Annotated in this window: 15 protein-coding genes, 1 pseudogene and 1 riboswitch; of the genes and pseudogenes, 7 read left to right on the forward strand and 9 right to left on the reverse strand. The window is 71.3% G+C overall.

Features of this window, described 5'->3' with window-relative positions:
• Positions 1–45: 45 nt before the first annotated feature.
• From metF to ACFVYL_RS04385, 4 genes are all read right to left on the reverse strand, one after another.
• Positions 46–963, reverse strand: a complete 918-nt coding sequence (gene metF / locus ACFVYL_RS04370; protein ID WP_389712790.1) for a methylenetetrahydrofolate reductase [NAD(P)H] — start codon at positions 961–963, stop codon at positions 46–48.
• A gap of 103 nt (positions 964–1,066) precedes the next feature.
• Positions 1,067–1,726, reverse strand: a complete 660-nt coding sequence (thiE, locus tag ACFVYL_RS04375; protein WP_389712791.1) for a thiamine phosphate synthase — start codon at positions 1,724–1,726, stop codon at positions 1,067–1,069.
• Positions 1,727–1,820: 94 nt separating this feature from the next.
• Positions 1,821–2,186, reverse strand: a complete 366-nt coding sequence (locus tag ACFVYL_RS04380; RefSeq protein WP_389712792.1) for an Rv2175c family DNA-binding protein — start codon at positions 2,184–2,186, stop codon at positions 1,821–1,823.
• 332 nt (positions 2,187–2,518) lie between these two features.
• Positions 2,519–3,682 carry an NAD(P)/FAD-dependent oxidoreductase gene (locus tag ACFVYL_RS04385; RefSeq protein ID WP_389713005.1) on the reverse strand — a complete coding sequence of 388 codons (1,164 nt, stop codon included), beginning with the start codon at positions 3,680–3,682 and terminating at the stop codon, positions 2,519–2,521.
• Positions 3,683–3,884: 202 nt separating this feature from the next.
• Positions 3,885–3,998, forward strand: a riboswitch (TPP riboswitch).
• Between ACFVYL_RS04385 and thiO the strand changes: the two genes are divergently transcribed.
• From thiO to ACFVYL_RS04410, 5 genes and pseudogenes are all read left to right on the forward strand, one after another.
• Positions 3,996–5,219, forward strand: coding sequence for a glycine oxidase ThiO (gene thiO, locus ACFVYL_RS04390; RefSeq protein ID WP_389712793.1), 1,224 nt, complete (start codon positions 3,996–3,998; stop codon positions 5,217–5,219). Its footprint overlaps the riboswitch before it by 3 nt.
• Positions 5,216–5,428: a sulfur carrier protein ThiS gene (thiS, locus tag ACFVYL_RS04395; protein ID WP_389712794.1), complete on the forward strand. Its 213-nt coding sequence runs from the start codon at positions 5,216–5,218 to the stop codon at positions 5,426–5,428. Before thiO ends, thiS begins: the two co-directional genes overlap by 4 nt.
• 3 nt (positions 5,429–5,431) lie before the next feature.
• Positions 5,432–6,226 (forward strand): thiazole synthase, encoded by a 795-nt coding sequence (locus ACFVYL_RS04400; protein ID WP_389712795.1) that lies wholly within the window; start codon positions 5,432–5,434, stop codon positions 6,224–6,226.
• Between the two features lie 184 nt (positions 6,227–6,410).
• Positions 6,411–8,367: pseudogene (pknB, locus tag ACFVYL_RS04405) on the forward strand (Stk1 family PASTA domain-containing Ser/Thr kinase).
• 73 nt (positions 8,368–8,440) lie between these two features.
• Positions 8,441–9,325, forward strand: coding sequence for a deoxyribonuclease IV (locus tag ACFVYL_RS04410; RefSeq protein ID WP_389712796.1), 885 nt, complete (start codon positions 8,441–8,443; stop codon positions 9,323–9,325).
• Between the two features lie 13 nt (positions 9,326–9,338).
• On the opposite strand, the gene ACFVYL_RS04415 is transcribed toward ACFVYL_RS04410, so the two are convergent.
• Complete coding sequence (locus tag ACFVYL_RS04415; RefSeq protein WP_389712797.1) at positions 9,339–9,971, reverse strand: sulfite oxidase-like oxidoreductase; 633 nt, start codon at positions 9,969–9,971, stop codon at positions 9,339–9,341.
• 165 nt (positions 9,972–10,136) lie between these two features.
• On the opposite strand from ACFVYL_RS04415, the gene bfr reads away from it, so the two are divergent.
• Positions 10,137–10,616, forward strand: a complete 480-nt coding sequence (bfr, locus tag ACFVYL_RS04420) for a bacterioferritin (RefSeq protein ID WP_338695721.1) — start codon at positions 10,137–10,139, stop codon at positions 10,614–10,616.
• Positions 10,617–10,619: 3 nt separating this feature from the next.
• Here bfr and ACFVYL_RS04425 read toward each other — a convergent pair whose 3' ends face one another.
• Both ACFVYL_RS04425 and ACFVYL_RS04430 read right to left on the reverse strand, forming a co-directional pair.
• Complete coding sequence (locus tag ACFVYL_RS04425) at positions 10,620–10,868, reverse strand: bacterioferritin-associated ferredoxin (RefSeq protein WP_389712798.1); 249 nt, start codon at positions 10,866–10,868, stop codon at positions 10,620–10,622.
• A 154-nt stretch (positions 10,869–11,022) separates the two neighbouring features.
• The gene (locus ACFVYL_RS04430; RefSeq protein ID WP_389712799.1) at positions 11,023–12,375 is read right to left on the reverse strand and encodes a class II 3-deoxy-7-phosphoheptulonate synthase; all 1,353 of its coding nucleotides are present in this window, start codon (positions 12,373–12,375) and stop codon (positions 11,023–11,025) included.
• 270 nt (positions 12,376–12,645) lie between these two features.
• Here ACFVYL_RS04430 and ACFVYL_RS04435 point away from each other — a divergent pair, with 270 nt between their 5' ends.
• Complete coding sequence (locus ACFVYL_RS04435) at positions 12,646–14,589, forward strand: anthranilate synthase family protein (protein WP_389712800.1); 1,944 nt, start codon at positions 12,646–12,648, stop codon at positions 14,587–14,589.
• On the opposite strand, the gene ACFVYL_RS04440 is transcribed toward ACFVYL_RS04435, so the two are convergent.
• Entirely contained in the window at positions 14,532–15,536 is a 1,005-nt protein-coding gene (locus tag ACFVYL_RS04440) for a 2-hydroxyacid dehydrogenase (RefSeq protein WP_389712801.1), read from the reverse strand. The genes ACFVYL_RS04435 and ACFVYL_RS04440 overlap by 58 nt on opposite strands.
• 76 nt (positions 15,537–15,612) lie before the next feature.
• Complete coding sequence (locus ACFVYL_RS04445; protein ID WP_389712802.1) at positions 15,613–16,650, reverse strand: 6-phosphofructokinase; 1,038 nt, start codon at positions 16,648–16,650, stop codon at positions 15,613–15,615.
• Between the last annotated feature and the right edge of the window lie 128 nt (positions 16,651–16,778).

Below are 16,778 nucleotides of genomic sequence, written 5' to 3' on the forward strand. Positions count from 1 at the left end.
GTACGCCCCTCTCCCCTCGGCCGCGGCCCAGGGGGGTACGACCGTTCAGGCCTGCTCGTGCAGACCCAGATTCTCGTAGATTTCCAGCGTCGCCGTGGAGTTGTTGAGCGTGATGAAGTGCAGTCCCGGCACGCCCTCGGCCAGCAACCGCCGACAGAACTCCGTCGCGAACTCGATGCCAATGGAGCGTACAGCGACGGGATCGTCTTTGACCGAGAGCATCCGCTCTTTCAGCCCGGCCGGGAACACGGCGTTGCTGAGCTCGGGCAGCCGGTGGAGCTGGCGGACGTTGGTGACGGGCATCATCTCAGGGATGATCGGGGTGTCGCACCCGGCCGCCTCGACGCGGTCGCGCAGCCGCAGGTACTCCTCCGGGTCGAAGAACATCTGCGTGATCGCGTAGTCCGCGCCGGCCCGGCACTTGTCGATGAAGTACCGGGTGTCGGAGTCCCAGTCGGGCGAGCGCGGGTGCATCGCGGGGAAGGCCGCGACGCCGACGCAGAAGTCCCCGGACTCCTTGATCAGCTCGACCAGTTCGGCGGCGTACGTGAGGCCCTCGGGGTGCGCGATCCAGTCGCCGAGCGGGTCGCCCGGCGGGTCGCCGCGGACGGCCAGCATGTTCCTGATGCCCGCGTCCGCGTACTGACCGATGATGTTGCGCAGCTCGGCCACGGAGTGGTCGACCGCGGTCAGGTGCGCGACGGGCGTCAGGGTGGTGTCGGCGACGATCTGCTGGGTCTCCTTGACCGTGCCGGTGCGCGTCGAACCGCCCGCGCCGTAGGTCACGGAGACGAAGTCCGGGGCGACCGCCTCGACCCGCCGCAGCGCGTTCCAGAGGTTCCGCTCGCCCTTCGGGGTCTTGGGGGCGGAGAACTCGAACGAAAACGTCGTTTTACCGGTCGCGAGCATGTCGCGCACCGTGCGCGCACGGTCAGTCCTGGTCGAAGCTGTGCCTAGGGCCATACGGGCAGGTTAGCCAGGCCACGGCGGTCCCCCAACCAGAGGCGGGAGATTTGGCCGGTTTGCCGGGTTGCTGTCCACGGATCGGACACTTCCGGGCTGTTGCTCAGACAGACGTACGCAGCCGCTTGGCGAAGTCGGCCGCGGCGGCCCCCGGGTCGTCCGCCTCGGTGATCGCGCGTACGACGACGACGCGGCGCGCACCCGCCTCGAGGACCTCGTCCAGATTGCCCGCGTCGATGCCGCCGATGGCGAACCAGGGGCGGTCCGTGCCGAGCGAGGCCGTGTAACGGACCAGGCCGAGACCCGGGGCGTGGCGGCCCGGCTTGGTGGGCGTGGGCCAGCACGGGCCCGTGCAGAAGTAGTCCACGCCGTCCTGCACGGCGGCCGCCGCGGCCTCCGGCTCGGCGTGCGTGGAGCGCCCGATGAGGACGTCCCCGCCGAGGACGGCGCGGGCCGCGGGGACGGGCAGGTCGCCCTGGCCCAGGTGCAGCACGTCCGCGCCGATCGCGTGGGCGACGTCCGCGCGGTCGTTCACCGCGAGGAGCTTGCCGTGCCGCCGCGCGGCGTCCGCGAAGACCTTCAGGTGCGCCAGCTCCTCGGCGGCCTCCAGGCCCTTGTCGCGCAGCTGCACGATGTCGACGCCGCCCGCGAGGACGGCGTCGAGGAACTCCGGGAGGTCGCCCTGGCGCCTGCGGGCGTCCACGCACAGATAGAGCCGGGCGTCGGCGAGCTGGGCGCGGTGATCGGCGGCAGCGGCAGCCATGGAGAAGTCCCCCGTTGTCGGTGGCGTGCGGGGGCGTGACATCACGCGCCCGCACGCCGGACGATGTGTTCAGGTCAGACGGCCGAGCACCTGCTCAGACGGCGAGCGCCTGGGCGCGGCGCTTCACCTCCGTGCCGCGATTCTCGCTCAGAGCCTGCGCGGGGGTGCCGGGCAGGGTCGGGTCGGGGGTGAAGAGCCACTCGATCATCTCTTCGTCGGAGAAACCGTCGTCCCTCAGGAGCGTCAGGGTCCCGGCGAGGCCCTTGACGACCTTGTCGCCGTCGATGAAGGCGGCCGGCACCTGCAGCGCGCGGTTCTCACCACGGCGTACGGCGATCAGCGTGCCCTCCTTCACCAGCTGGCGCACGCGGGTCACCTCGACATCGAACATTTCTGCGATGTCGGGGAGGTGCAGCCAGGCGGGGACGAGAGCATCGGTCTTTGCGTCAATCTCGGTCACAGGTCCAGCGTATCTCTGGCCGGGGGCCTTGGGTGGCGTGGGCTTCGGGGGCCTGGTGTGGTGCGGGTGCGGGTCTGTGGGGGCTGGGCGCGCCGTTCCCCGCGCCCCTTTCGTGCAGTTCCCCGCGCCCCTGGGTGGGCCGGGGCGGCCTCGGACTGGAGGCTGGGGCGCGATCGGGTGGGGTGTTCGGGCTTTCTGGGTGACTGCGGGTCTGTGGGGGCTGGGCGCGCCGTTCCTCGCGCCCCTTTCGCGCAGTTCCCCGCGCCCCTTCACGCCGTTCCCCGTGCCCCCTTCGCGCAGTTCCCCGCGCCTTGAGAGAGCGGGCCGGGGCGTTACAGGGCTGCTTTTTTCAAGGGGATGGAGGGGTCCGATGTCAGGGCCGGGTCCAGGGGGGAACGGGATTCGATCAGTTTGCGGCCCTGGGCCAGGTCCCGGGGGCGGCCCACCGCCAGGACCGCCACCAGGGCGCCCTCGCGGAGCCAGCAGACCGACCAGGCCATGCCCGTCGGGTCGCCCCGCCAGACCATCCGGTCCGCCGCCGCGTGATGGCCCGCGTACTGCACGAAGCGGCCGAACTGCTCCGACCAGAAGTACGGCACCGGGTCATAGGCCGCCGGTGTCTCGCCGATGATGTTCGCCGCCACCGTGCGCGGGCCCTGGAGGGCGTTGTCCCAGTGGTGGACGAGGAGGCGCTCTCCGTACCTTCCCGAAGGGAAGGAGGCGCAGTCGCCGACCGCGTACACGTCGGGCGCCGACGTGCGCAGCAGTTCGTCGGTCACGACCTCACGGTGCGCGCCGATCTCGATGCCGGAGCCGGTCAGCCACTCCGTCGCGGGCCGTGCCCCGATGCCGACGACGACGGCGCCCGCGGGCACCCGCGTCCCGTCCGAGAGGACCACCGCGTCCGCCTCGACGCGCGCCACGCGCGCGTGGGTGCGCAGGACCGCTCCGGAGTCCGCGTACCAGCTCGCCATGGGCGCCGCGACCTCCGCGGGCAGCGTCCCCGCGAGCGGCCGCTCCGCCGCCTCGACCACGGTGACGGCGCACCCCGCCTCGCGCGCGGCCGTCGCGAACTCCGCGCCGATCCAGCCCGCCCCGACGACCACGACGTCGTGCTGCTCGGCGAGGACCGGGCGCAGCCGCTCCGCGTCGTCCAGGGTGCGCAGGAGGTGGACGCCGGGTACGCCTTCGGTGCCCGGCAGCCCGATCGGCTCGGCGCCGGTCGCGAGGACCAGGTCGTCGTACGCGACGGGGCCCGTCGCGGTGTCCAGCTCGTGGTCGGCGGGGCGCACCCCGGTGACCGCGCGGCCCAGGACCAGCTCGATGCCGAGCGCCTCGAAGTCGATGTCGAAGGCGGAGCCCTCCGCCTTGCCGAGCAGCACCGCCTTGGACAGCGGCGGCCTGTCGTACGGCTGGTGCGGCTCCGCCCCGACGACGGTGACCGCGCCGGTGAACCCCTGCTCGCGCAGGGCCACCGCGGTCTGCACCCCGGCCATGCCCGCTCCGACGATGACGACGCGCCGCGCCGCCTGCCGCTCTTTCCCGGTCTGCCTCTGCTGCTCGCTCACCCGATCACTGTAGGGCGGCGGGCGGGGACGGTCTCAGACGGATACGAGGAGATCTCTGACACACCGTCACTGCCCGTACCCGGACAGCTCCCCTACTGCCACGCGGAGCGACGGGCTAGGGTGGCCGGTGCAGAGCACTCGCGGGAGCCCGGACGCACCGGGCTGAGAGGGAGGCTGGGACGGCCTCCGACCGTACGAACCTGATCCGGGTCATGCCGGCGAAGGGAGGGGCTGGACGCCCATGCATCCACGTACGACATCGCCTACGAAAGCACCACCGGGCACCTCTGACGTGCTGGTCGTCGGAGGCGGCATCATCGGCCTGGTCACGGCCTGGCGGACCGCGCAGCGCGGGCTCTCCGTGACGGTCGTGGACCCCGAACCGGGCGGCGGCGCCGCCCAGGTCGCGGCGGGCATGCTGGCCGCCGTCACCGAACTCCACTACGGCGAGCAGGCGTTGCTCGGCATCAACCTCGAATCCGCCCGCCGCTACCCCGCTTTCGCCGCGGAGCTGACCGAGGCGAGCGGGCACGGCCTCGGCTACCGCGCGTCCGGCACGCTCGCCGTCGCGCTCGACTCCGACGACCGCGCCCACCTGCGCGAGCTGCACGACCTGCAGCGCCGTTCGGGGCTCGACTCCCAGTGGCTGAGCGGCCGCGAGTGCCGCCGTCTCGAGCCGATGCTCGCGCCGGGCGTACGCGGCGGGCTGCGGGTCGACGGCGATCACCAGATCGACCCGCGCAGGCTCGCGGCGGCGCTCGTGGTGGCCTGCGAGCGGGTCGGCGTGGTCCTCCACCGCGCCTGGGCCGAGCGCCTCTCGGTGGCGGGCGACCGGGCCCGCGGAGTCGTCCTCGCGGACGGCACCGAGCTGGGCGCGGCGCAGACCGTGCTCGCGGCGGGCAGCCTCAGCGGGCGCCTCGCGGGCGTCCCCGGCGGCGTCCTGCCGCCCGTGCGGCCCGTCAAGGGGCAGGTCCTGCGGCTGACGGTGCCGAAGGCGTACGCGCCGTTCCTGAGCCGCACCGTGCGGGCCGTGGTGCGGGGCAGCCACGTCTACCTCGTCCCGCGCGAGAACGGCGAGCTCGTCGTCGGCGCGACCAGCGAGGAGCTCGGCTGGGACACCACGGTCACCGCGGGCGGCGTGTACGAACTCCTGCGGGACGCGCACGAGCTCGTGCCCGGCATCACGGAGCTGCCGCTGACCGAGACCTGCGCGGGGCTGCGGCCCGGCTCGCCCGACAACGCGCCGCTGCTCGGACCGACCCGGCTCCCCGGGCTCCAGCTGGCCACCGGCCACTACCGCAACGGCGTCCTCCTGACGCCCCTCACCGGCGATGTCATGGCGCACGCCCTGACCACCGGTGAACTGCCGGACGAGGCGCGCCCGTTCACCCCGCGCCGCTTCGACGGCGCCGCCCCCGCACCCGTCTCGCCCCGCCCGCAGTCCTTCACGGAGCAGCCCGTATGAGCACGCCTTTCGCCGTTTCCGTCAATGGAGAAGCACGCGATGTGGCCTCGGGCACCACGCTCGAAGCCCTCGTGGCCACCCTCTCCGCGGCGCACTCCGGTGTCGCCGCCGCCGTCAACGAAACCGTCGTCCCGCGCGCGCGGTGGTCCGCCACCGTGCTCGCCGAGGGCGACCGCGTCGAAGTACTCACCGCAGTCCAGGGAGGCTGAACCATGGCAGACGACCCCTTCGTCATCGGCGGGCTCACCTTCTCCTCGCGCCTGATCATGGGTACGGGCGGTGCGCCGAGCCTCGACATCCTGGAGCGGGCCCTCGTCGCGTCCGGCACGGAGCTGACCACGGTCGCGATGCGCCGCCTCGACCCGGGTGTGCAGGGTTCCGTGCTCAGCGTCCTCGACCGGCTCGGCATCCGCGTCCTGCCGAACACGGCGGGCTGTTTCACCGCGGGTGAGGCCGTCCTCACCGCCCGGCTCGCGCGCGAGGCGCTCGGCACGGATCTGGTGAAGCTGGAGGTGATCGCCGACGAGCGCACCCTGCTGCCCGATCCGGTGGAGCTCCTGGACGCCGCCGAGGTCCTGGTGGACGACGGCTTCACGGTCCTTCCGTACACGAACGACGACCCGGTGCTCGCGCGCAGGCTTCAGGATGTGGGCTGCGCTGCGATCATGCCGCTGGGCTCGCCCATCGGCTCCGGTCTCGGCATCCGCAATCCGCACAACTTCCAGCTGATCGTGGAGCACGCGCGCGTGCCGGTGATCCTCGACGCGGGCGCGGGCACGGCGTCCGACGCGGCGATCGCGATGGAGCTGGGCTGCGCGGGTGTGATGCTCGCCTCCGCGGTGACGCGGGCGCAGGAGCCGGTCCTGATGGCGGAGGCCATGCGGCACGGGGTCGAGGCGGGGCGCCTGGCGCACCGGGCCGGGCGGATCCCGCGCCGGCACTTCGCGGAGGCGTCCTCTCCTGCGGAGGGCATGGCGCGGCTCGATCCGGAGAGGCCCGCGTTCTGACGTCCTCGCCGGGGCAGGGGGGCTCTGTTCGCTCGCGGCTGCCCGCCGGTGGGGGCTTGGCGCGCAGTTCCCCGCGCCCCTGACGGGGCGCCTCGGCCCGTCGCCTGTCACAGCTCGGCTGCAGTCCAGCCGTGGGGAGGACCGGCCGGGACGCGGTGTCGGTGGCGGCTCGTAGACTCCCTGCGTGGACACGACCCTTCAGGACCCGCTCGTCGGGCAGCTGCTCGACGGCCGTTACCGGATCGACGGACGCATCGCGGTCGGCGGGATGGCCACGGTCTACAGGGCCGTGGACACCCGCCTCGACCGCGTGCTCGCCCTCAAGGTGATGCACCCGACGCTGGCGGCCGACGCCTCGTTCGTCGACCGCTTCATCCGCGAGGCCAAGTCGGTGGCCCGCCTCTCGCACCCGAACGTGGTCGGCGTCTTCGACCAGGGCACGGACGGGTCGTACGTGTATCTCGCGATGGAGTACATCGCGGGCTGCACCCTGCGCGACGTGCTGCGCGAGCGCGGCGCGCTGCAGCCGCGGGCGGCGCTGGACATCCTGGAGCCGGTCCTCGCCGCGCTCGGCGCCGCGCACCGCGCGGGCTTCGTGCACCGTGACATGAAGCCCGAGAACGTCCTCATAGGGGACGACGGCCGGGTGAAGGTCGCCGACTTCGGGCTCGTCCGCGCGGTGGACACGGTCACGAACACGACCGGCACCGTGCTCGGCACCGTCTCCTACCTCGCCCCCGAGCAGATCGAGCACGGCACGTCGGACACCCGCGTGGACGTGTACGCCTGCGGGGTCGTGCTCTACGAAATGCTGACCGGCGCCAAGCCGCACTCTGGTGACTCCCCCGCCCAGGTCCTCTACCAGCACCTCAACGAGGACGTGCCGCCCCCGTCGGCGGCCGTCCCCGGCCTTGCCTTCGCGCTCGACGAGGTGGTCGCCGCCGCCACCGCGCGCCACCCCGACGTCCGCCCGTACGACGCTGTGGCGCTCCTCGCGCAGCTCAGGGAGGCACGGGCCGCCCTGACCGAGGAGCAGCTCGACGCGGTGCCGCCGCAAGCCCACACGGCGGTGCACGACAACGCCGAGGACCGTACGAGCGTGATCCCGCGCGCGGCGCGCTCCGTCCAGCTCCCGCTGCCCGCGGACGACAGCCGGGGCGGACCGGGCGGCCAGGACGCGCTGAACCGCACCAGCGTCCTCGCGACCCCGCCGCCGGGCCCGCCCACCGCCGCCCCTGCCTCCCGCGGGCGCTTCGACCCGCGCCGCCGCATGATCGCGGTGATAGCCGCCGTCGTGCTCGTCCTGGGTCTCGGCACCGGCATCTGGTACATCAATTCCGGCCAGTTCACGAAGGTCCCGCCGCTCCTGGCGAAGACCGAGGCGCAGGCGAAGCAGCGGCTCGACGACGCCGGGCTCGACGTGAAGAACATCGAGCGTAAGTACAGCGACACGGACAAGCGCGGCACGGTCATGGACAGCGACCCCGCGGTGGGCGAGCGCATCCGGCAGAACGGCAAGGTGACGCTGACCGTCTCGCTGGGCCCGGAGACCGTCAAGGTCCCGAACGTCAAGAACATCCCGCTGGCCACGGCCGAGAAGGAGCTCAAGAACTCCGGGCTCGCGCCGGGCATGGTCACCAAGAGCTTCAGCGAGGACGTCAAGAAGGGCGCCGTGATCAGCACGGACCCGCGGGCCGGCTTCACCCGCAAGGCGGGCTCGGCCGTCGCCCTGGTCGTCAGCAAGGGCCGTCGTCCAGGTCCCCGACGTGACGGGCGAGTCCGAGGCCGACGCCACCGCCGAGCTGGAGGAGGAGGGGCTCAAGGTCGAGATCGCCACGCAGCGGGTCTACTCCGACGAGGACAAGGGCGACGTCGCCGAGCAGTCCCCCGGCCAGGACAAGACGCTCGCCGAGGGCGACACCGTCACCCTGACGATCTCCAAGGGCCAGCCGATGGTCGTGGTCCCGGACGTGACCGGGATGAACGTCGACGACGCCAAGGACAAGCTGGAGGGGGCGGGCTTCGACGTGGACGAGGACCGCGGCCTCCTGGGCATCTTCGGCGACACCGTGAAGAAGCAGTCGGTGGACGGCGGCGACAAGGCGCCGAAGAAGTCGACGATCACCATCACGATCCGCTGAGCCGCACGTCCGGGGCCCGGCGGGCCCCGGACCGCCGACGGAGCATCGCCGCGCGCATGCCACCCTGGAGGGCGTGAGCAGCAACAAGTCCCTCAGCGCAGTGTCCCGCAACCCCGTCGGCGGACACGTCCCCGTGGCCGGCGGCCTCGCCACCGTCGGCCTCTCGTACGCCCGTGAGCTCGGCGCCGAGGCCGTCCAGGTCTTCGTCGCCAACCCCCGCGGCTGGGCCACTCCGCCCGGCAACCCGAAGCAGGACGAGGAGTTCCGCGCGGCCTGCGCGGCCGAGCGGATCCCCGCGTACGTCCACGCGCCCTACCTCATCAACTTCGGCTCGCACACCGAGGCCACCGTCGAGAAGTCCGTCGACTCACTGCGCCACTCGCTGCGCAGGGCCCGGGCGATCGGCGCGCTCGGCGTCGTCGTGCACACGGGTTCGGCGACCGGCGGCCGGGACCGCGCGCTCGCCCTGAAGCAGGTGCGCGACCGCATGCTGCCGCTGCTCGACGAGCTGACGCACGACGACGACCCCTTCCTCCTCCTGGAGTCGACCGCGGGCCAGGGCGCCTCGCTCTGCTCCCGCACCTGGGACTTCGGGCCGTACTTCGAGGCGCTGGACGCCCACCCCAAGCTCGGCGTCTGCCTGGACACCTGCCACATCTACGCGGCGGGCCACGACCTGACCGGCCCGGGCGGCATGAAGCAGACCCTCGACCTCCTCGTCGACACGGTCGGCGAGGGCCGCCTGAAGCTCGTGCACGCCAACGACTCCAAGGACGTCGTCGGCGCCCACAAGGACCGCCACGAGAACATCGGCACCGGCCACATCGGCGCGGACCCCTTCCGCGAACTGATGCTGCACCCCGCCACGGAGGGCGTACCGCTGGTGATCGAGACGCCCGGCGGCAAGGAGGGGCACGCCGCCGACGTGGCACGCCTGAAGGAGCTCAGGAGCCTCTGAAGCCGAGACGCGTCTAGAGCTCGGGGCCGTCCCCGGGCTCCTCCTGGTAGGAGTAGCGCTGCTCCTGCCAGGGGTCGCCGAGGTTGTGGTAGCCGCGCTCCTCCCAGAAGCCGCGGCGGTCGGCCGTCATGTACTCGATGCCGCGGACCCATTTGGGGCCCTTCCAGGCGTACAGGTGGGGCACGACGAGCCGCAGCGGGAAACCGTGCTCCGCGGTGAGCAGTTCGCCGCCTTTGTGGGTGGCGAAAATCGTGCGGTCGGAGGCGAAGTCCGACAGGCGCAGATTCGAGCTGAAGCCGTACTCGGCCCAGACCATCACGTGCGTGGTCTCCGGCGCGGGCGGGGCGATCTCCAGGAGCGTACGGGCCGCGACCCCGCCCCACTCGGCGCCCAGCATGCTGAACTTCGTGACGCAGTGCAGGTCCGCGACCACCGTCTCGTACGGCAGGGCGGAGAACTCCTCGTGGGTCCAGCAGTGTTTCGCGCCGTCGGCGGTGGCGCCGAAGACCCTGAACTCCCAGCGCTCGGGACGGAACTTCGGCACGGGGCCGTAGTGCGTGACCGGCCAGCCGCGCTGCAGCCGCTGACCCGGCGGAAGCTCCGGCTCCGCCGCCTGTCGAGATGCGCGTTCCGCCGGCTGACCCATGGCTCCATCCTGACAGACCCGGGACGGTGGACGTGACCAGCCGTAACCCAGGGGGCGCTGATTGGGGCAACTCCTACTAAGCGTGCACTTACTGGACGGCCTCCGAACACCGGTGCAAGGATGCGCGTCACCTGCCCAGTAACCCGTGTGGAAGGAGCCTCTGCGATGCAGGGCGACCCCGAGGTCATCGAATTTCTCAACGAGCAGCTGACCGCCGAACTCACGGCGATCAACCAGTACTTTCTCCACGCCAAGATGCAGGAAAACTTCGGCTGGACGAAGCTCGCGAAGTACACCCGGTCCGAGTCCTTCGACGAGATGAAGCACGCGGAGGTGCTGACCGACCGGATTCTGTTCCTCGACGGTCTGCCCAACTACCAGCGGCTCTTCCACGTCCGGGTCGGCCAGACGGTCACCGAGATGTTCCAGGCCGACCGCCAGGTCGAGGTGGAGGCGATCGACCGCCTCAAGCGCGGTATCGAGGTGATGCGCGCCAAGGGAGACATCACGTCCGCGAATATCTTCGAGTCGATCCTCGAGGACGAGGAGCACCACATCGACTATCTGGACACCCAGCTCGAACTGGTCGAGAAGCTGGGTGAGGCGCTCTACATCGCGCAGCTCATCGAGCAGCCGGAGAGCTGAGAGCTAGGCGGCTTCGGGGAGATCCGCGTCGGCGGCCAGCGCCACGGCGGGTTCACCCTGGTCCACCAGCTCTCGGCGCGGGCACGCGCCCCGGCCGAGGAGTGCCTGGATGCGCCGCACGCACGAACCACAGTCCGTGCCGGCCTTGCAGGCCGACGCTATCTGGCGGGGGGTGCAGGCCCCGTCCGCCGCGTGCTTCTTCACCTGCGCCTCGGTGACCCCGAAACAGTTGCAGACGTACACGCGGTTCACCTCCCGGACAGGACTTATCGGTGGCGCCGTACCGATTGATCGGTGAGGCTAACCTAACCTTACCCGTGACGGCGGGGACACAAAAGCCCCGGATACGCCGGTGGGGCGCGGATCACACGGATCCGCGCCCCACACGTGCGTACAGCCGGAGAACCTACTGGTCGCGGTACATCTCGGCGACCAGGAACGCCAGGTCGAGCGACTGGCTGCGGTTGAGCCGCGGGTCGCAGGCCGTCTCGTAGCGCTGGTGCAGGTCGTCGACGAAGATCTCGTCGCCGCCGCCCACGCACTCGGTGACGTCGTCACCGGTGAGCTCGACGTGGATGCCGCCCGGGTGCGTGCCGAGGGCCTTGTGGACCTCGAAGAAGCCCTTGACCTCGTCGAGCACGTCGTCGAAGCGGCGGGTCTTGTGACCGGAGGCCGCCTCGTAGGTGTTGCCGTGCATCGGGTCGGTGATCCAGGCGACGGTCGCGCCGGAGGCGGTGACCTTCTCGACGAGCTCGGGCAGCTTGTCGCGGACCTTGTCGGCGCCCATCCGGACGATGAAGGTCAGCCGGCCGGGCTCGCGGTCGGGGTCGAGGCGCTCGATGTACTGCAGCGCCTCCTCGGCCGTCGTGGTCGGGCCGAGCTTGACGCCGATGGGGTTGCGCACCTGGGAGGCGAACTCGATGTGCGCGTGGTCCAGTTGGCGGGTGCGCTCACCGATCCAGACCATGTGGGCCGAGGTGTCGTAGAGCCGCCCGGTGCGCGAGTCCACGCGGGTGAGGGCCGACTCGTAGTCGAGGAGCAGCGCCTCGTGGGAGGCGTAGAACTCGACGGTCTTGAACTCCTCCGGGTCGGTGCCGCAGGCCTTCATGAAGTTGAGCGCGTTGTCGATCTCGCGGGCCAGCTGCTCGTACCGCTGGCCGGAGGGGGACGACTTCACGAAGTCCTGGTTCCAGGCGTGCACCTGGTGCAGGTCGGCGTAACCGCCGGTGGTGAAGGCGCGCACCAGGTTGAGCGTGGAGGCGGAGGCGTTGTACATCCGCTTCAGGCGCTCGGGGTCCGGGACGCGGGCCTTCTCGTTGAAGTCGAAGCCGTTGACGGAGTCGCCGCGGTACGTCGGCAGGGTCACGCCGTCGCGGGTCTCGGTGCCCTTGGAGCGCGGCTTGGAGTACTGCCCCGCGATGCGGCCCACCTTCACGACGGGCACGGACGCCGCGTACGTGAGGACGGCGCCCATCTGGAGCAGCGTCTTCAGCTTGTTGCGGATGTGGTCGGCCGACACCGCGTCGAAGGCCTCGGCGCAGTCGCCGCCCTGGAGCAGGAACGCCTCTCCCTTGGCGACAGAGGCCAGTCGGGCGCGCAGCTGGTCGCACTCGCCCGCGAAGACGAGCGGCGGATACGACTCGAGGTCCGCGATCACATCGCGCAGAGCCTCGGCATCGGGGTACTCGGGCTGCTGCGCCGCGGGCAGGTTTCGCCAGGTGTTGCCACCGGTAGCGGTGGTCTTAGCGTTCACGGTCACCTCGTCAACACTACGGGGTGATGCGCGCCGTCCATCCACCCGCTCACCAAGTGAGACGGAGGAGACACCGGCCGTTCGACGATGCGCTAAGGTGCCGGACATGCGTACGCAGAAGACGACCCAGAACTGGTGGTGGCCCGCTCATCCGGCGGCCCACTGACTCTGCGCGCACACAGACTCGCGAAGGCCGCCCGAGGGGCGGCCTTCAGTGTTTTCCGGACTTTCCCCGGGAGCCGGCCGTTCCTCTCCGAGTGAGAAGGAACAGAACCCATGCAGCCGACACAGCAGCTGACGGAGCTCCTGTCCGACGACCGCCCGTTCGCCCTGCTGCGCCGCCGCACCCCGGGCCACGACCACGACACGGTCGAGGTCCTGATCGGCCCGACGGGGACGTACGAGCGGCTCGCGGACATTCCCGAGGGGCTCGCGCTCGTGCCCTTCCGGCAGATCAGAGAGCGCGGCTTCGACGTCCGCGACGACGGCACACCGCTCACCGTCCTGACGCCCGATGAGCGGTACGCACTGCCGCTCACCGAGGTCCTTTCGGCGCTGCCCTCGCACGAGGTGCGGGTCGAGGGCGGGGCCTTCGACGTGGACGACGCGGCGTACGCGGACATCGTGGGGCGGGTCCTGCGCGAAGAGATCGGGCGGGGCGAGGGCGCCAACTTCGTCATCCGTCGTACGTACGAGGGGGAGATCCCGGGCTTCGGGCGTGCGGACGCCCTCGCGCTGTTCCGGCGGCTGCTCGTCGGTGAGCGGGGCGCGTACTGGACGTACGTCGTGCACACCGGGGACCGGACGCTCGTCGGGGCCAGCCCCGAGGTGCATGTGCGGATGTCCGGCGGGACCGTCGTCATGAACCCCATCAGCGGGACGTACCGCTACCCGGCCGACGGGCCCACGGCCGACGGCCTGCTCGCCTTCCTCGCGGACGGCAAGGAGGCCGAGGAGCTCTCGATGGTCGTCGACGAGGAGCTCAAGATGATGTGCACGGTCGGCGACATGGGCGGCGTCGTGGTCGGGCCGCGCCTGAAGGAGATGGCCCATCTCGCGCACACCGAGTACGAGCTGCGGGGCAGGTCGTCGCTGGACGTGCGGGAGGTTCTGAAGGAGACGATGTTCGCGGCGACCGTCACCGGCTCGCCCGTGCAGAACGCCTGCCGCGTCATCGAGCGCTACGAGCCCCTGGGGCGGGACGGTGTCGGCCGGGGCTACTACGCGGGCGCCCTCGCCCTCATCGGCCGCGACGCGGGCGGCGCACAGACCCTGGACTCCCCCATCCTCATCCGCACCGCCGACATCTCCGCGACCGGGCGCCTTCGGGTGCCGGTGGGCGCGACGCTGGTGCGCGGCTCCGACCCGATGGGCGAGGTCGCCGAGACGCACGCGAAGGCCGCGGGGGTCCTTGCCGCGCTCGGTGTACGTCCCGGCAGGCCACGTCACGAGGGTGCGCGCGCCCCGCTCGCCGACGACCCGCGCGTGCGGGCGGCCCTGGACGGGCGGCGGGCCGGGCTCGCGCCGTTCTGGCTGCGGATGCAGGAGCCGTCCCACGAGCTGGCGGGGCACGCGCTGGTCGTGGACGGCGAGGACACGTTCACCGCGATGCTCGCGCACGTGCTGCGCTCCTCGGGCCTTCGGGTGTCGGTGCGGCGGTACGACGAGGAGGGGCTGCGGGAGGCGGTGCTCGCGCACGAGGGGCCCGTCGTGCTCGGCCCGGGTCCCGGTGACCCGTCCGACCTCGCCGATCCGAAGATGCGGTTCCTGCGCTCGCTGGCCGCGGAGGTCGTGCGCAGCCATGAGCACGGCGTGCTCGGCGTCTGCCTCGGGCACGAGCTGATCGCGGCCGAGCTGGGGCTTGAGATCGTCCGCAAGGAGGTGCCGTGCCAGGGCGCGCAGACGGGCATCGACCTGTTCGGGCGGCCCGAGACCGTCGGGTTCTACAACAGCTTCGTGGCGCGCTGCGACGACGAGGCGGCGGCGGAGCTGGCCGCGCACGGCATCGAGGTCAGCAGGGACGCGGGCACCGGCGAGGTGCACGCGGTGCGCGGGCCGCGCCGTGCCGCGGGCGCGCCGGGAATCGCGGTCGCGGGCGTGCAGTTCCACCCGGAGTCGGTGCTGACCCTGCGCGGGGCCGCGATCGTAGGGGACCTGCTCGGTCAGCTCCTGGCCGCCGCGGGGACGAGGACGTTCTCGGAGCGGCGGCCCGCCCGGTAGTCCAGGACGTTGCGCACCGTGGTGTCGATGATCTGGCCGACCGCGTCCTCGGTGTAGTACGCCTGATGGGACGTGACCACGACGTTGGGGAAGGTGACGAGGCGGGCCAGCGTGTCGTCCGCGACGACCTCCAGGGACTTGTCGAGGAAGAACAGTCCCGCCTCCGCCTCGTACACGTCCAGACCCACGCCCGCGAAGCGGCCGGCGCGCAACTCCCCGACCAGGGCTTCGGTGTCGACCAGGCCGCCCCGGCTGGAGTTCACCAGGATCGCGTCGTCCTTCATCGTCCGCAGCGCTTGCGCGCCGATGATGTGCTGGGTGCTGGGGAGCAGCGGCACGTGCAGGCTGACGAGGTCCGCCTCGGCGAGGAGCTCGTCCTTCTCCACGTACGTCATGCCGAGTGCGACGCAGGCGGGGTTCTCGGCGACGTCCCAGCCGAGCAGGCGCATGCCGAAGCCGTGCGCGATGCGGGTGAAGGCCTCGCCGATCTTGCCGGTGCCGAGCACGCCGACCGTACGGCCGCGCAGGTCGCGGCCCATCAGCCCGTCGAGGCGGAAGTCGAAGTCGCGGGTGCGGTTGCTGGCGCGGACGACGCGGCGGTTGACGGTCATCGCCAGGGTCCAGGCGAACTCCGCCACGGAGTACGGCGAGTAGTACGAGACCCGGGCGACGGTCAGGCCGAGACGCTCGGCGACCTGCAGGTCGATGTTGTTGAAGCCGGTGGAGCGCTGGGCGATCATCTGCGTCCCGCCGGCGGCGAGGGTCTGCAGGACGCGGTTGTTCAGCGTGGCGTTGACGCTGGAGGAAATGATCTCGTAACCGGCAGCCATGGGGGCGGTGTCCTCGTTGAGGAAGACGTTCGTGCAGCGGACGTCGTGGTGCCCGGCGAAGGCCTTCTCGATCAGCGGCTTTTCGTCCGACTGCACGCCGAATGCGAGGATTTCCATGGGTGTGAGTCTATTGACCGGCTTCCGGGACGGCACCCGGGGGGCCGTCCCGTCGCGTTCCGGCTGTCCGCCCGGGTCAGCCGAAGAAGACGCCGACCTCCGCGTAGAGCGCCGGGTCCACCGTCTTGAGGCGGGCCGTGGCCTCCGCGATCGGCACGCGGACGATGTCCGTGCCCTTGAGGGCGACCATCTTGCCGAAGTCGCCGTCCCGCACCGCCTCGATCGCGTGCAGCCCGAACCGCGTGGCCAGCCAGCGGTCGAAGGCGCTGGGCGTGCCGCCGCGCTGGACGTGCCCGAGGACCGTGGTGCGCGCCTCCTTGCCGGTGCGCCCCTCGATCTGCTTGGCGAGCCACTCGCCGACTCCGGAGAGCCGGACGTGCCCGAAGGAGTCCTGCGTCCCGTCCTTGAGGACCATCTCGCCGTCCTTGGGCATGGCCCCTTCGGCGACGACGACGATCGGGGCGTACGACGCCTTGAAGCGCGAGGTCACCCAGGCGCAGACCTGGTCGAGGTCGAAGCGCTGCTCGGGGATGAGGATGACGTTCGCGCCGCCCGCGAGGCCCGAGTGCAGCGCGATCCAGCCCGCGTGGCGGCCCATGACCTCGACGACGAGGACGCGCATGTGCGACTCGGCGGTGGTGTGAAGGCGGTCGATGGCCTCGGTCGCGATGCCGACCGCGGTGTCGAAACCGAAGGTGTAGTCGGTGGCGGAGAGGTCGTTGTCGATGGTCTTGGGGACGCCGACGACCGGGACGCCGTACTCGTCGGTGAGCCGGGCGGCGACGCCGAGGGTGTCCTCGCCGCCGATCGCGATGAGGGAGTCGACCTCGTACTTGGCGAGGTTCTCCTTGATGCGGCGCACGCCGTTCTCCGCCTTGAACGGGTTGGTGCGCGACGAGCCGAGGATGGTGCCGCCGCGCGGCAGGATGCCGCGGACCGCCGGAATGTCGAGCGGGACGGTGTCGCCCTCCAGCGGACCGCGCCAGCCGTCCCGGAAGCCGATGAAGTCGTAGTCGTACTCCTGGACACCCTTGCGGACGATGCCCCGGATGACGGCATTGAGCCCGGGGCAGTCGCCGCCTCCGGTCAGTACGCCAATTTTCTTGGCCCCCATGGAACAGTCCCTTCGCCTCAGTGACCTGATGCGCGTCACGCTAATGGTGATCCAGGTCACTCCGGGACGGTGCGAACGGTCAATTCCTTTACTGCGCTGGGGAGTTGATCAAGCACTTTCACTCGTAC

Origin of the sequence: Streptomyces sp. NPDC058308, assembly GCF_042880275.1 — a bacterium.
Lineage (GTDB): Bacteria > Actinomycetota > Actinomycetes > Streptomycetales > Streptomycetaceae > Streptomyces.

Bases quoted from the DNA above. Each gene is read 5' to 3' on its own strand.
- metF (WP_389712790.1), bottom strand. From the start codon at position 963: ATGGCCCTAGGCACAGCTTCGACCAGGACTGACCGTGCGCGCACGGTG.
- thiE (WP_389712791.1), bottom strand. From the start codon at position 1,726: ATGGCTGCCGCTGCCGCCGATCACCGCGCCCAGCTCGCCGACGCCCGG.
- ACFVYL_RS04385 (WP_389713005.1), bottom strand. From the start codon at position 3,682: ATGGCCGGGGTGCAGACCGCGGTGGCCCTGCGCGAGCAGGGGTTCACC.
- thiO (WP_389712793.1), top strand. From the start codon at position 3,996: ATGCATCCACGTACGACATCGCCTACGAAAGCACCACCGGGCACCTCT.
- thiS (WP_389712794.1), top strand. From the start codon at position 5,216: ATGAGCACGCCTTTCGCCGTTTCCGTCAATGGAGAAGCACGCGATGTG.
- ACFVYL_RS04400 (WP_389712795.1), top strand. From the start codon at position 5,432: ATGGCAGACGACCCCTTCGTCATCGGCGGGCTCACCTTCTCCTCGCGC.
- ACFVYL_RS04415 (WP_389712797.1), bottom strand. From the start codon at position 9,971: ATGGGTCAGCCGGCGGAACGCGCATCTCGACAGGCGGCGGAGCCGGAG.
- bfr (WP_338695721.1), top strand. From the start codon at position 10,137: ATGCAGGGCGACCCCGAGGTCATCGAATTTCTCAACGAGCAGCTGACC.
- ACFVYL_RS04435 (WP_389712800.1), top strand. From the start codon at position 12,646: ATGCAGCCGACACAGCAGCTGACGGAGCTCCTGTCCGACGACCGCCCG.
- ACFVYL_RS04440 (WP_389712801.1), bottom strand. From the start codon at position 15,536: ATGGAAATCCTCGCATTCGGCGTGCAGTCGGACGAAAAGCCGCTGATC.
- ACFVYL_RS04445 (WP_389712802.1), bottom strand. From the start codon at position 16,650: ATGGGGGCCAAGAAAATTGGCGTACTGACCGGAGGCGGCGACTGCCCC.